This window comes from Streptomyces sp. NPDC005576 (assembly GCF_042871745.1).
Taxonomy (GTDB): domain Bacteria; phylum Actinomycetota; class Actinomycetes; order Streptomycetales; family Streptomycetaceae; genus Streptomyces.
This window is the reverse complement of sequence record NZ_JBIAJC010000001.1, coordinates 162,640-175,380: the sequence shown is the minus strand read 5'-3', so window position 1 is coordinate 175,380 and position 12,741 is coordinate 162,640. Positions and strand designations below refer to the sequence as shown.

Below are 12,741 nucleotides of genomic sequence, written 5' to 3'. Positions count from 1 at the left end.
CGGGTCCCGGCTCAGATGCCTCCCACGATGCTGGGCGGCACGACCAGGTGACGGGCCCGGTGCTCCAGGACGAGCGCCCGGGGCATCGTCGTGGAGACCGCGTCCGAGGCGCACCGCCCGCACGACGGGACCGTGGCGGGTACGTGCGCGGTGTGCTGGTTGGCGATGTGCTGGGAGAGCCGGATCTGGGTGGTGATCACCTGGTCGAAGGGGTCGCAGTCGATGCCTGGGCCCACCTCCTCCCGGGCCGCCGCCGCGAGTTCGGGCGCTTCTCTCATCCGCCGGTACAGGGTCACGCAGTCTCCGCAGTCCCACATCCAGGGAGGCGGGAGGGGCCATTTGTCGGCTTCGTCGGCGTCCAGGTCGTCCACGGCGACCACGCTAGCGCCCACCGGCCGCGAGCGGTGCGCAATGAGTCATTTACCCACCGCAAGGAGTGCCGGGGTGCCGACACCGTCCGCAGGCGGGACCACCGGCGTCTCAGAGCACCAGCCCGGGGTCCGCGGTGATCTCCACGATGCTCCATGGTTCGTAGGGCAGGGTGGCGAGCCCGTCGCGCAGGGCGCGCCGCACCCGGTCCTCGCCCGCGACGTCCCAACTGTCCGGCGGCACCACGAAGTCGACCTCGACGTAGAGCTTCTGGCCCACTTTGCTGGCGCGCAGGACCGGTTCCGGGAGCCCTTCGGCGGCGCGTACCCGCTCCACCACCTCATGGATGCGCCGCTGCACGGCCGGTTCCGGGGCGGATTCCAGCAGCTCGGACATGGCCTGCCGGAGCATGCGTACGGGCAGGCCGCCGAGGAGTCCGCAGCTCAGCAGGACCAGCACCGAGTCGGCGTACGCTTTCGCCCCGTGCCACACCGTCGTGCCCAGCAGCAACGCCACCGCGCCGCCCACCGCGATGAGGAGGCTGGTCACGGCTCCGGCGAGCCAGACCGTCGCCTCCGTACGGATGAGGTCGGACCGCGGGCCCCGCCGCACCAGGTACCCGTACGCCGCGAGGCATGCCAGCCCGCTCACCACTCCGTACGCGGCCAGGCCCGCCGCCGCCACCTCGGACCCGCCGTCCAGAATGACCCGTACCGCCTCCACCGCGGCGTAGATGAGCGTCCCGAGCAGCGCGAGGCCCTGTACCCCGACGACCACCGGTACGAGCGACTCCCGCCCGAACGGGAAGCGCGGCGTCGGACCGGCCGCGGCGAGGCGTGAGGCGCGGAGGGCGAGCCAGGTCAGGCCGAGACCGAGGGCGGTGTAGACACCGTCGAGCAGGACCACCTGCGACCCCGCGACGAGCCCCCACGCCACTCCCGCGACCGCGAGCGCGACCGAGACCGCCATCGAGACACGCAACGCGCGCTGCTCGTGCCGCGCCGCCGTCCGGGACGGCCCTCCGTCTTCCACCCCCTCATGGTCATGGGGGCCCGGTGGCGCGGCAACCGGACCTCCGGCCGCCGCGGGGGAGGCTTCGCCACCGCTCACCGCTCGGAGAACCCCTGGTCATGGGGGAGCCACCGGCGTGCGTAAGCCCAGGATCGGTGGGCATATGGGGCGACAGAGATGTTGCAGCAGATCGGCAGTGGAGGCAGCGTGAGCGAAGAGCTTGCCAGTGTTCTCGTTACTGGCGCCGCCCTCCCCACGAGCGCGGCTGCCGCCCGCGAGCAGGTCGAGGCCCTGCTCCGCGAGCAGTTCGTCCCCGGCGACGACGGAATCCGGGACGACATCGTGTGCGCCGATGCCCTCTTGGTGACCTCCGAGCTGGTCACCAACGCATACCGGCACGGCGGAGGGCTCACCGATTTCTCCGCACGGATCGAGGGCGACGAATTGCTCTTGTCGGTCGCCGATGGAAGCACCGAGCTTCCCGTCGCCCGCTCGCACACCCCTGGCCAGTACGCCCTGGGTGGTTACGGTTGGCCCATGGCCATTCGCCTGACGAAGAGCCTGTCGGCGATCCCGACCGCCTCCGGCAAAACCATCGAAGCCGTCATTTCCCTCGCCTGAGGCATTCGGCTGCGCATCCGTGCGCCCGGCGTATCTGTGCGGTTGTGCATCCGCGTACCTGTGCGGTCCGGAGCGTTGCCGACCGTGATCCGTCCTTTTCCGGGACGTCAGGCGTTCAGCGGCCGGCGCGCACGGTGTCCGCGCCGGAGCAGTTCCATGACGGCGCCCGGGAATCGCCCCCAGCGAGAAACCGACCGGTGGTTTCCGTGGCGTCGAGGAGACGGACCACGGCCAAGGACGGTGCGGCGACGACGACTCGCCTGTCGGGAGAGCCGTTGCTGAGCAGCGCACGCAGAAAGGCGATGTCCGCGAAGGTCACGGCGGAACAATCGACCACGATGCGGGGGACTCGCACCCGGTCGATCGCCTGGACGAGGACGCCGGTGGTGGCCGCGTCGAACGCTCCTTGCGCGTACAGCACGCACTGGCCGTTCCGCACGTCCTGATACGCCGTGACCTCCGCCCGCCCGCTGCTGTGCCGGGCGGTATGAGCTGTAAGCACTGCAGACCTCTCTCGGTACGTGGACGACACGATCGGCCCTGCTGCGGGGGAGGGCCGCTCGACTCGACGGATGCCCTCCCCCTCCGCCTGCACACCCGGCTACCCGCACTTCGGCGTCGACGTTTCGCGGCAGAGGCTACGGCGCTTCGTTTTCTGACTCATCAGGCCACCGCGGCCCACAGGACCGACACTCCGGAGCGCTGCCCTCCGGGTCACCACCACTCCCCCACGGTGCCCGTGAGCCGTCCGCGACGGCGTCGTACGCTAGTGCCGCGCCCGGCAACGTTTGCCCCATGAGGAGCGGAGGGGAGCGTGCCGGGAGAGAGGTACTGGGGCGGGAATGTCGCGGCGATGCGCGCATGGAGAGGCACGTGTGGAGACCGAGCGTTTCGACAGCAGAAGCCTGGAGGCCACGGAGGAGTTCCTGTCGCGGGCGTACACGCCGATGCGTATCGGTGGCCGGCCCAACGACACGCGGACGCGCATCGTACGGACCGCGGCCGAAGGCCTGGTCGTCGACCGCCTCACCTTCGGGTACACCATGTCCTACACCGCCAACCCGCTGGGCCAGGTCTGCTTGATCACCGTGCACAGCGGCACCATGGTGGACACCACCGACGGCCGCCACGAGGTCTACGGCCCGGGCGAAACCTTCCTCATCGCCCCTCCCGACCTCCCCTACACCGGTGCACTGCACTCCGCGCGCTACACCATCACCATGTTCGACCCGGCGGTGCTCGACACGGTGGCCGCCACCGGCGCTCAGACCGGCCCGGGACCGGTCCGGCTCACCGGTCAGCGCGCACTCGACGCCGGCGCCAACCGTCGGCTGGGCAGCACCGTGGCTTTCCTTCGCGACCAGGTCCTGACTGGCCCCACCGCCCCGGACCCCCTCGTCGTCGCCACCGCGACCCAGCATCTGGCCGCTGTCGCCCTGGCCGCGCTCCCCAGCACCACACAGGGGGAGGAGGTCCACCGCATCGACAGCCGTGACGCCCACACCGACACCCTGCGCCGGGCCAGAACCTTCATCGAGGAGAACGCCCACCGCGCCATCGGTCTGTCCGACATCGCCGCCGCCGCATTCGTCACCCCCCGCGCCGTGCAGTACGCCTTCAGCCGCCACACCGACACGAGCCCACTCGGTTATCTGCGCCAGGTGCGCCTCACCCGTGCGCACCAGGAACTGAGGGCGGCGGACCCCAGCACCTCCAGCGTGACGCAGATCGCCGCCCGTTGGGGATTCCCCCATGTCGGCCGCTTCGCAGCCGCGTATCGCCGGCTCTACGGCACGACCCCCGCCGCCACCCTCCGCACCCGCGGCTGACACCGGCGCCGGGCGAAGAGGCAGGTGCCCGCCGGTCGACCTTCCCGAGGCAGCGGTACGGCCAACTCGTCGTCGGAGCCGGGGGCGCCCGGAGCCCCGAGCGGACCAAGGTAACATTTGCCCGATGACAACACTTGGCGGTTCCGTGGGCGGAAGACCTCTGCCGGTGATCGCACCTCACGGAGAAATCGACGAGGACACGCTCGACCCCCTGGCAAGGGACATCGAGGCCGCCCTCGCCTCCCATGGCGGCCTCGTCCTCGACGCCGGCAACATCACCTTCGGGGACTCGACCTTCCTCCAGCTGATGCTCCTCACCCACCAGCGGGGCCATCTGCGCATCGCCGCGCCGTCCAGGGCTCTGCGCCGGCTCTTCAGCATCACGGGCGCCGACACGGTGCTCCACCTGCACCCCGACCTCGATGACGCCCTCGCGGCCTCCGCGGAGACCGGACCCGCCCCCGTGGCGTAGAACCGTCACCCACCACTGGACTTCTGAGAGCCTCTGCGGACTCCTGAGGGGCTTTTCGCCATCCGAAGCGAAGTGGCAAGCGCCTGAAAGACCGGAAAGGGCCTCCGACGCAGGTCGGAGGCCCTTTCCGGACAAAACAGCAGGTGGCGGCAGACGAGTCGGGCTGTACGCCGGGTTCTGTCGCCCGGTCGCCTCGCGGCGGCCGGGGAGACGGCCATCCATCTAGGACCGGCATTGCTGCCGGCCTCCTGCGGTCTACCCGCGAACTCGGGCGGGCCGCCCTCGAACGTTCGCGCAGGGCCGTCTTGCGACGGTCCTTCTTGACCTTGCTCCGGGTGGGGTTTACCTAGCCGCCTGAGTCACCTCAGGCGCTGGTGGTCTCTTACACCACCGTTTCACCCTTACCCGGGACCTGGGTCCCGGGCGGTCTGTTTTCTGTGGCACTGTCCCGCGAGTCACCTCGGGTGGCCATTAGCCACCACCCTGCCCTGTGGAGCCCGGACGTTCCTCGGGGAGATCCGGGGATCTCCACGCGGCCGTCCGCCCGGCTCGTCTGCCGTGCCGCCATCGTACCCGGCACGGAGGGGCTCCCGCCTGCGGCTCCGTACCGGACGCGCATGCCCACCCCGCCCCGGTCCCGGCCCGGGCCGCGCGTCAGCGGGTGAAGGCGGCGATGCCCGCGTTCCACGCCTCGGCGAGGTCGGCCTCGGGCGGGAAGCGTCCGTCCAGTTCGAGGACGACCATGCCGTGCGCGAACGCCCAGGCGGCCCTGGCCCGGCCCGTGTCGCCGGCGACGGCCCGGTAGAGGGGGGCGGCGGCCTGTCGGCGGGCGGGGGCGAGGGCGGGGAGGTCCGGGCGGCAGCCGGTTGCCAGCAGGTAGAGGTGCGGGTGGGCCAGCGCGTAGGTGCGGTAGGCCGTTGCCAGGACGGGGAACGAACCGGGCGCGGATGCCTCGGCGGCGGTCAGCACGGCGGCCGTCTCGCGGTACATCTCGGCCGCAAGAGCCGCCACCACGGAGGACTTGTCGGGGAAGTGCTTGTACAGGGACGAGGCCCGCAACCCGACCCGTTCGGCCAGCCGCCGCATGGTGAGGGCCTCCGGCCCCTCCTCCTCCAGCAGTGCCCGTGCGGCGTCGACGATCTGCCGGGGGCGGCCGGTGGCGGGGCCGCCCGTGGCGGCGCGGACGGCGAGGTCGGTCACGCGGATACCTTCCTGGCCCCGGAACGTCCGTGGCCGAACTCGCGATGCTACGAGATCCGGCCACTCTGGCCGAAAGGAGCCCCCCTCGGGGGCCGGACGGCCCGCGAGGACACCGGCTCGCCCGCCTCCCCCGGGCCCGTAACCTGTTACTTCCGCCCCGTCGCCCGTACGAAGGAGTACCGCTGTGCTCGTGCTGTTGCCGCCCTCCGAGGGCAAGGCCGCCCCGGCGCGCGGAACGCCCCTGAAGCCCGAGTCACTGTCGCTGCCGGGGCTCGCCCCGGCGCGGGCGGCCGTGCTGGACGAGCTGGTGGAGCTGTGCCTGGCCGACGAGGAGAAGGCCCGCGGCGTGCTCGGGCTCACCGAGGGGCTGCGCGGGGAGGTCGCCAAGAACACGGAACTGCGTGCGGCTCCGACCCGGCCGGCCGGCGAGATCTACACGGGCGTGCTCTACGACGCACTGGATCTGGCCACCCTGGACGCTGCCGCCAGGCGGCGGGCCTCCACATCGCTGCTGATCTTCTCCGGCCTGTGGGGCGCGCTGCGGGTGAACGACCGGATTCCGTCGTACCGCTGCTCGATGGGCGTCAAGCTACCGGGCCTGGGCTCGCTCGCCGCGCACTGGCGCGTGGCGATGGAGCCGGTACTGCCGGACGCCGCCGGCGACGGGCTCGTCCTGGACCTGCGGTCCTCCGCGTACGCGTCGGCGTGGAAGCCCAAGGGGGAGCTCGCGGGACGTACGGCGAGCGTGCGGGTGCTCCACTCGCAGCTGGTCGACGGGGTCGAGAAGCGCTCCGTGGTCAGCCACTTCAACAAGGCGACGAAGGGCCGCCTGGTCCGCGACCTGTTGGAGGCGGGCACCGCCCCGGAGAACCCCGAACAGCTCGTGCGGGTTCTGGGCGACCTCGGTCACGTGGTGGAGGCGCACGCACCGGCCCGCGCCGGACGGCCGTGGTCGCTCGACGTGGTGGTGACGGACGTCCACTGACCGAGAGGTCCGCGGCCTTTGGTCCGGGTGCCGTTGCAGCATGCGCAACGGTCGTTGCAGGGGGTGTGGGACGGCGGCAGGATGTCGCCATGACCTCCCCCGCACCCGCTGCTCCCCCTGCCGCCACCCCCGCCCGGTCCGTGCTCGACCTCGCCCCCGTCGTCCCCGTCGTCGTGCTGGAGGACGCGGCGGACGCCGTACCGCTCGCCCGGGCGCTCGTCGCGGGCGGTCTTCCGGCGATCGAGGTGACCCTCCGCACCGCGGCGGCGCTGGACGCCATCGCGGCCATCGCCGCCGAGGTGCCGGAGGCCGTGGTGGGCGCGGGCACGGTGATATCCGTGGCGAACGTGGCGGAGACGGTGGCTGCCGGGGCGGGGTTCCTGGTCAGTCCGGGGTGGACGGACACCCTGCTGGCGGCGATGCTGGCGTCCGGGGTGCCGTTCCTGCCGGGCGTCTCGTCCGCCTCCGAGGTGGTCGGCCTGCTGGAACGCGGGGTCACCGACATGAAGTTCTTCCCGGCGGAGGCGGCCGGGGGTACCGCCTACCTCAAGGCGCTCGCTTCACCGCTGCCGCAGGCACGGTTCTGCCCCACCGGGGGCATCTCGGCAGCGTCCGCGCCGCATTACCTCGCCCTGCCCAACGTCGGTTGCGTGGGCGGCAGTTGGATGCTGCCCGGTGAGGCGATCGCCAGGAAGGACTGGGCGCGGGTGGAACGGCTGGCAGCCGCGGCGGCGGCCCTGCGCGGCTGAGGCGCGGCCCGATCAGCCCAGCCCCGATCAGCCCCGGCCCGGACCGGTCGTCCCGACGGCTCCCCCGACCCGCGCGACTACCGCAGGTACGAGGTGTCGTTGAAGAGGCGTACGGACGCGTTGCCGTCGCCGTAGTACGCGACCTCGGAGAGCGACGCGGCGGCGAGCTCCATCCGGAACATGGACTCCGCGGGGGCGCCCAGGGCCAGCCTGATCAGGGTCTTGACGGGCGTCACATGGCTGACCAGCAGGACGGTACGGCCGGCGTACGCGGCGGCGAGCCGGTCGCGCGCGACCGCCACCCGTTCGGCGACCTCCACGAAGCTCTCGCCGCCGCCCGTGGGCGCGGCCTGCGGGTCGGTGAGCCAGGTCGTCAGGTCGGAGCCGTACCGTTCACGCACCTCCGCGAAGGAGAGCCCCTCCCAGGCGCCGAAGTCCGTCTCCCTCAGCCCCTCGTCGACCGTCACGTCGAGGCCGAGGCGGGCCGCCACCGCACCCGCCGTCTCGCGGCACCGGCGCAGCGGTGAGCTGACGATCGCCTCGACCGTGCCGAGGGCCTCGAAGTGCGCGGCGGCGCGTCGGGCCTGCTCGCGGCCGGTCACGGAGAGTTCGGGGTCGGTGCCACCGCTGCCGGAGAATCGCTTCTCCGGGGTCAGGACGGTCTCTCCGTGCCGGAGCAGCAAGAAGGTGGCCGGGGCGCCCATGTCCGGCGCGACGGCCCAGCCCACCCGGGGCGTGGCGGCCGGAGCGGCGGTCACGTCGGAGGTACGGGGGGCCGCGGAACCTCCGGAGGAGCCGGAGCCCGCACTGGAGCCCGTGCCCGTACCGGAGCCGGTACGGGCGGCCGCGAGGGCGGCACGTACCTTGGCCGCTCCTGCGGACGCGTCGCCCACCTCGCGCGCCCCGGCCTCGGCCTCGGCGGGACGGCCCTCGGCACGGCGGGCCGGGGTGTCCAGGCCGGCGGTGGAGGCGGAGGGCTCCCACTGCTCGCCCCGGCGCCCCGCGTCCATCGCCTCGTTGGCGAGCCGGTCCGCGTGCTTGTTCCGCTCGCGCGGCATCCACTCGTACGTGACGGCGGAGGGCGGGAAGACGGTGGCCGCCTCCGCCGCGAGGGGCTTCATGTCGGGGTGCTTGATCTTCCAGCGGCCCGACATCTGCTCGACCACCAGCTTCGAGTCCATCCGGACGTGGACCCGTACGGCTCCGTCCGCCGCCTCCGGGAACAGCGCCTTCGCGGCCCGGAGGCCGGCGATCAGGCCCCGGTACTCGGCGACGTTGTTCGTCGCGACGCCGATGTACGCGGCGGCCTCGGCGAGGGTCTCGCCGGTCGCCGGGTCCACGACGACCGCGCCGTAACCGGCGGGCCCCGGGTTGCCCCGGGAGCCCCCGTCGGCTTCGACGACGAGCTGGTGGGACGAGGTCATTACAGGCCCGAGTCCGAGGTGCGCACCAGGATGCGGTGGCAGTTCTCGCAGCGCAGCACGGTGTCCGGGGACGCCGCCTTCACGTCGTTGACCTCGGTGATGTTCAGCTCCAAGCGGCAGCCCTCGCAGCGGCGCTGGTAGAGCCGGGCGGCGCCGACCCCGCCCTGCTGGGAGCGGAGCTTGTCGTACAGCTTCAGCAGGTCCGCCGGGATGACCTCGGCGACGACCGCGCGGTCCTTGCTGATCGTCTCGGCCTGGGCGTCGAACTCCTTGAGCGCGGCGTCGCGGCGCGCGGTGGCGTCGTCCACCTTGGCCTGGACGGCGGCGACCCGGTCGGTCAGCTCGGCGACGCGCTCCTGGGCCGCCTCGCGGCGCTCCATGATTTCGAGGACGACGTCCTCCAGGTCACCCTGGCGCTTGGCGAGCGAGACGATCTCGCGCTGGAGGTTCTCCAGGTCCTTCGGCGAGGAGACCGCGCCGGAGTCGAGGCGCTGCTGGTCGCGGGTGGCACGCTGGCGCACCTGGTCGACGTCCTGCTCCGCCTTGGTCTGCTCGCGGCTGGTGTCGCCCTCCTCGGTCTGCGAGGCGACCAGCAGGTCGCGGAGCTGAGCGAGGTCGTGGTTGAGGGACTCGATCTCCGCGTGCTCCGGCAGCGAGGCCCGCTTGTGCGCGGTCTGCGCGAGGCGAACGTCGAGGGCCTGGACGTCGAGAAGTCGGATCTGGTCGGCGGGCGCGGCGTTCAGTTGGGGGCTCCAGAAGAGTGGTGGGTGGTCCAGGGGTCGGTGACCTGCTTCGAGACGTGGACCCGCAGGCCCCATCCGTGGCGGTCGGAAATCGCGTCGAGCTGTGCCGCGGCCTGCTCGCACCAGGGCCACTCGGTGGCCCAGTGCGCGGCGTCGACGAGGCCGAGCGGGGAGTGCTGCACGGCCTCGGAGGCCGGGTGGTGGCGCAGGTCGGCGGTGAGGAAGGCGTCGACGCCCGCCGCACGCACCGCGTCGAAGAGGCTGTCGCCGGAGCCGCCGCTGACGGCGACCGTACGTACGGTCGCGCCGGGGTCGCCGGCCGTCCTGATGCCCTGCGCGGTGGCGGGCAGCCGGGCCGCGGCGCGGGCGGCGAAGTCACTCAGCGTCTCGGGACGGTCGAGCTCGCAGATCCGGCCGAGGCCGCGACGGCCGTGCGGGTCGGCGGGATCGGGTACGAGGGGGCCGGTGACGCGCAGGCCGAGCGCACCGGCCAGGGCGTCGGAGACCCCGGGGTCGGCGGTGTCGGCGTTGGTGTGCGCGACGTGCAGCGCGATGCCGTGCGTGATGAGCCGGTGCACGACCCGGCCCTTGAAGGTGTCGGCCGCCACGGTCGTCGTCCCCCGCAGGTAGAGCGGGTGGTGGGTGACGATGAGCTGGGCACCGAGCCGTACCGCCTCGTCGACGACGCTTCCCACCGGGTCGACGGCGAAGAGCACCCGGTCGGCCTGCGCGTCGGGATCGCCGCAGACCGTACCCACCGCGTCCCATCCCTCGGCCCGCTCGGGGGGCCAGAGGGCGTCGAGCTCGGCGATGACTTCAGACAGACGGGGCACGGGGAAAGGCTACCTGCCCTGCGCACCCCACCGGTCATGGCTGCGCGCACCCACCCGCAGCGCCCCACTCCGGTCACACATCGTCACCTCGCACGGACTCCGGGGCCGTCCCGGGACCGTCTCCAGGACCGCCTCCGGGCGACCGGTTGTGACCGAGGGCGGGCAGCGGGGCGCGGTGTCCGGCGCCCGGGTCGGCCTCGGTCCCCGCAGAAGCACAGCCCCCTCGTCACTCACCCTCGAATTCGGTTTACACCATCCTTATGTGTGATCCGTTGGGTGTGGCGTTGGTCGGCGCACGGGCCGAAAACTAGCTTCGGTCGCCGGAGGTGACACACCCATGACTGCCTGTGTCGCAGAAGGTCTGACCCTCGGGGGCGTCGGAGCGGCCAGGGAGCCGGAACCCGCGCCCGAGGAACCCGAAGATCCCGGAACACCCGGGAAGCCACAGAGACGTGAGGGGCTGGAGACGCGAGGACCGGAGTCGCACGGGTTGGAGTCGCACGGGCTGGAGTCGCACGGGCTGGAGTCGCACGGGTTGGGGATGCAGGGGCGGGACGAGCGGGAGCCGGTGGGATCCGGTCGAAGGGCCACGCCGTACGTCGCGCCGAGCGGCGGCGCCCTGCCCGTACCCGGCCCCCGGGCCGCAGCGCCCCGCCTCCAGGAGTCCGGCACCTCCCCCGACGACGCCCCTTCCGTGGATGCCGGGGTGGCCGGGATGGCGATCCGGGTCGTCGTGACCGGACGGACGGTCGTACCCACGGGCGCCCCGGCCGGCCGGGCCGTCGACGCGACCACGCTCGTCCCGCTCGTGGGGCCGGTCGTCGGCTTCCCGGCAGCGGCGTTCCACACGTCCACCGGGGCGTCGGCGCCCACCGGGAAGGCGGCGTCCACCGAACGAGCCGTGCCCGGCGGACGAACCGTGCCCGCCGAACGAGCCGTGTCCGCCGCACCGGCGTCGCTCTCCGGAGCGCCCGTGCCCACCCGGCCGGCAGCGGGCTCGTCCGCTCCGGTGGCGGCCCCCCGGGGAGCCCGATCCGCCTCACCCGCACCTTCCATCGGGGGCACCGTCCACGCGAACGCCGCCGGGATGTCGGCCACCCGGCGGCCCGCGCCCCCGGGTGCGGCCGTGCCCCCCGGGGCCGTATATCCCGGGGCACGGCCTCCTGGGGCCGTGTCCCCCGGTGCGCCCGCACCCCTCCCCCGCCGCATTCCGCCCCCGCCCGCCCATCCCCCGGTGGGGACGGGCCTCCGCACCCCTCATGCGGCGGGCGCGCTGACGCTCTCGGCGGACGGCGCGTACGCGGCGCGGCTCACGGTGGGCGGCAGCGAGGCGCACGGCCGGGGCTGGTACCCGGAGCGGTGGACGCTCGACGGCCCGGAGCCGTACACCGTGCCGCTCCCGCTCGACCAGCCTGAGGAGCCCGACTCGCAGGTGGTGCCGCTCGCGGACGGGCGGGTGCTGATCCGGCGCCGGGTGGCGGACCGTCACGCGTTCTCGCTGCTCTATCCGACCGGCCCCGGGACCGGCGAGCTGTCGCTCGGGACCGTGGAGTGCGAGCGGATGACGCTGCTCGCACCGGCCCCGGACGGGACGAGCGTCTACGCCCTGGGGCCCGGTATCTTCACCACCTCCGTCTGGCGGGTGGCGGGCGGCACCTCGGGGCCCGAACACGTGGCCGACGTTCCGGGGCTCTGCTCCGGCGGCGTCTGGCTGGACCGTACGGGCAGGGTGCTGGCCCTCGATCGCCGGCCACCCGGCGGCGGACCGGTGAAGACGGTCGCCGTGGACCTCGAACGCGGCGGTGAGGTGACTCCGCTCCTCCAGATCGCGCCGGAGAGCAATGACCGGCTGCTGATCGCCGAACCGGACAGCGGGCTCTTCCTCCTCCGCTCCGACGCCCCCGGACAGGACCGGCTCGGCTGGGGCGTACTGGGCAGCGCGCTGCCCGTACGTTTCCCCCAGTGCCTGCGCCCCGCGGACGTGACCGTCCAGCCGTTCGCGGTGCAGCCGGGGCAGATGCTGATGCCGGAGAGCTGCGCGGTTGCCCTGCGGATCGACGGCGCGGCGGGCAGCTGGCTCGGCGTCTGGCGCCCGACGGGCCGTCGACTCCATCAGTACGCCGCACCTGCGGGCTGGTCGGCCGGGTCGGGCTTCTGGAGTCGCGACGGCGTACTGAGCCTGCCGTACGCGCGCCCCGACGCGCCCTGTGGGCTGGCACGGCTGGAGGCCCCCCAGGACGCCCCGTCGGAGGCGTACGGCGGTGCGCGGTATGCCTCCGGACCGGCGGGCGACTCGCCGGGCGCCTCCGGAACGCGACCGTCCGCCGCCGGATCGCCTCCGGAGGGGCGCAGGCCGGTTCCGTTGGGCCGGGCTCCCCTGCGCGACGGATCGGCGTCCGGTGAGCGTCCGGATCGGGCCGGGTCGCTCTGACCCGGGACATTTGTCCTGCCGGAAGCCGTACGCACGGCTCTGCCGTCCGGTCCGGCGCCGCCCGTACCGTCACC

The 12,741-nt window shown here is 73.2% G+C and carries 13 protein-coding genes and 1 other RNA gene; 6 read left to right on the top strand and 8 right to left on the bottom strand.

Annotated features, from left to right (window positions below; genetic code table 11):
- Positions 1-11 precede the first annotated feature (11 nt).
- Both ACFYPN_RS00825 and ACFYPN_RS00820 read right to left on the bottom strand, forming a co-directional pair.
- Positions 12-371, bottom strand: coding sequence for a hypothetical protein (locus ACFYPN_RS00825; RefSeq protein WP_358758716.1), 360 nt, complete (start codon positions 369-371; stop codon positions 12-14).
- Between the two features lie 109 nt (positions 372-480).
- Positions 481-1,401, bottom strand: coding sequence for a cation transporter (locus ACFYPN_RS00820; RefSeq protein WP_358758715.1), 921 nt, complete (start codon positions 1,399-1,401; stop codon positions 481-483).
- 156 nt (positions 1,402-1,557) lie between these two features.
- Between ACFYPN_RS00820 and ACFYPN_RS00815 the strand changes: the two genes are divergently transcribed.
- Positions 1,558-2,001: an ATP-binding protein gene (locus ACFYPN_RS00815; protein WP_389296342.1), complete on the top strand. Its 444-nt coding sequence runs from the start codon at positions 1,558-1,560 to the stop codon at positions 1,999-2,001.
- A gap of 115 nt (positions 2,002-2,116) precedes the next feature.
- On the opposite strand, the gene ACFYPN_RS00810 is transcribed toward ACFYPN_RS00815, so the two are convergent.
- Complete coding sequence (locus ACFYPN_RS00810; RefSeq protein ID WP_358758711.1) at positions 2,117-2,503, bottom strand: STAS domain-containing protein; 387 nt, start codon at positions 2,501-2,503, stop codon at positions 2,117-2,119.
- 373 nt (positions 2,504-2,876) lie between these two features.
- Here ACFYPN_RS00810 and ACFYPN_RS00805 point away from each other — a divergent pair, with 373 nt between their 5' ends.
- Positions 2,877-3,830: a helix-turn-helix transcriptional regulator gene (locus ACFYPN_RS00805; RefSeq protein ID WP_358758709.1), complete on the top strand. Its 954-nt coding sequence runs from the start codon at positions 2,877-2,879 to the stop codon at positions 3,828-3,830.
- A gap of 124 nt (positions 3,831-3,954) precedes the next feature.
- The gene (locus ACFYPN_RS00800) at positions 3,955-4,302 is read left to right on the top strand and encodes an STAS domain-containing protein (protein WP_358758707.1); all 348 of its coding nucleotides are present in this window, start codon (positions 3,955-3,957) and stop codon (positions 4,300-4,302) included.
- Positions 4,303-4,452: 150 nt separating this feature from the next.
- Here ACFYPN_RS00800 and rnpB read toward each other — a convergent pair.
- Both rnpB and ACFYPN_RS00790 read right to left on the bottom strand, forming a co-directional pair.
- Positions 4,453-4,854, bottom strand: an RNA gene (rnpB, locus tag ACFYPN_RS00795) — RNase P RNA component class A.
- A gap of 102 nt (positions 4,855-4,956) precedes the next feature.
- Positions 4,957-5,502: a TetR/AcrR family transcriptional regulator gene (locus ACFYPN_RS00790; RefSeq protein WP_358758685.1), complete on the bottom strand. Its 546-nt coding sequence runs from the start codon at positions 5,500-5,502 to the stop codon at positions 4,957-4,959.
- Between the two features lie 184 nt (positions 5,503-5,686).
- Here ACFYPN_RS00790 and yaaA point away from each other — a divergent pair, with 184 nt between their 5' ends.
- Positions 5,687-6,487 (top strand): peroxide stress protein YaaA, encoded by an 801-nt coding sequence (gene yaaA / locus ACFYPN_RS00785; protein ID WP_389296341.1) that lies wholly within the window; start codon positions 5,687-5,689, stop codon positions 6,485-6,487.
- Between the two features lie 89 nt (positions 6,488-6,576).
- Complete coding sequence (gene eda / locus ACFYPN_RS00780) at positions 6,577-7,236, top strand: bifunctional 4-hydroxy-2-oxoglutarate aldolase/2-dehydro-3-deoxy-phosphogluconate aldolase (protein WP_358758681.1); 660 nt, start codon at positions 6,577-6,579, stop codon at positions 7,234-7,236.
- 77 nt (positions 7,237-7,313) lie between these two features.
- On the opposite strand, the gene ACFYPN_RS00775 is transcribed toward eda, so the two are convergent.
- Genes ACFYPN_RS00775 through ACFYPN_RS00765 form a run of 3 tightly spaced genes read right to left on the bottom strand, consistent with a single transcriptional unit; the run spans position 7,314 to position 10,236 of the window.
- A complete protein-coding gene (locus ACFYPN_RS00775; protein WP_389296340.1) occupies positions 7,314-8,660 on the bottom strand; it encodes a bifunctional RNase H/acid phosphatase in 1,347 nt (448 codons plus the stop codon).
- Positions 8,660-9,403 (bottom strand): C4-type zinc ribbon domain-containing protein, encoded by a 744-nt coding sequence (locus tag ACFYPN_RS00770; protein WP_358758762.1) that lies wholly within the window; start codon positions 9,401-9,403, stop codon positions 8,660-8,662. Before ACFYPN_RS00770 ends, ACFYPN_RS00775 begins: the two co-directional genes overlap by 1 nt.
- On the bottom strand, positions 9,400-10,236 hold the full coding sequence (locus ACFYPN_RS00765; RefSeq protein WP_389296339.1) for a Nif3-like dinuclear metal center hexameric protein: 837 nt from the start codon (positions 10,234-10,236) through the stop codon (positions 9,400-9,402). The genes ACFYPN_RS00770 and ACFYPN_RS00765 overlap by 4 nt, the downstream gene beginning before the upstream one ends.
- A 1,087-nt stretch (positions 10,237-11,323) precedes the next feature.
- Between ACFYPN_RS00765 and ACFYPN_RS00760 the strand changes: the two genes are divergently transcribed.
- Positions 11,324-12,667, top strand: a complete 1,344-nt coding sequence (locus tag ACFYPN_RS00760) for a hypothetical protein (protein ID WP_389296571.1) — start codon at positions 11,324-11,326, stop codon at positions 12,665-12,667.
- Positions 12,668-12,741: the final 74 nt, after the last annotated feature.

Excerpts from the sequence above, each read along its gene's own strand:
- ACFYPN_RS00815 (WP_389296342.1), top strand. The coding sequence starts at position 1,558 with ATGTTGCAGCAGATCGGCAGTGGAGGCAGCGTGAGCGAAGAGCTTGCC.
- ACFYPN_RS00800 (WP_358758707.1), top strand. The coding sequence starts at position 3,955 with ATGACAACACTTGGCGGTTCCGTGGGCGGAAGACCTCTGCCGGTGATC.
- eda (WP_358758681.1), top strand. The coding sequence starts at position 6,577 with ATGACCTCCCCCGCACCCGCTGCTCCCCCTGCCGCCACCCCCGCCCGG.
- ACFYPN_RS00775 (WP_389296340.1), bottom strand. The coding sequence starts at position 8,660 with ATGACCTCGTCCCACCAGCTCGTCGTCGAAGCCGACGGGGGCTCCCGG.
- ACFYPN_RS00760 (WP_389296571.1), top strand. The coding sequence starts at position 11,324 with ATGTCGGCCACCCGGCGGCCCGCGCCCCCGGGTGCGGCCGTGCCCCCC.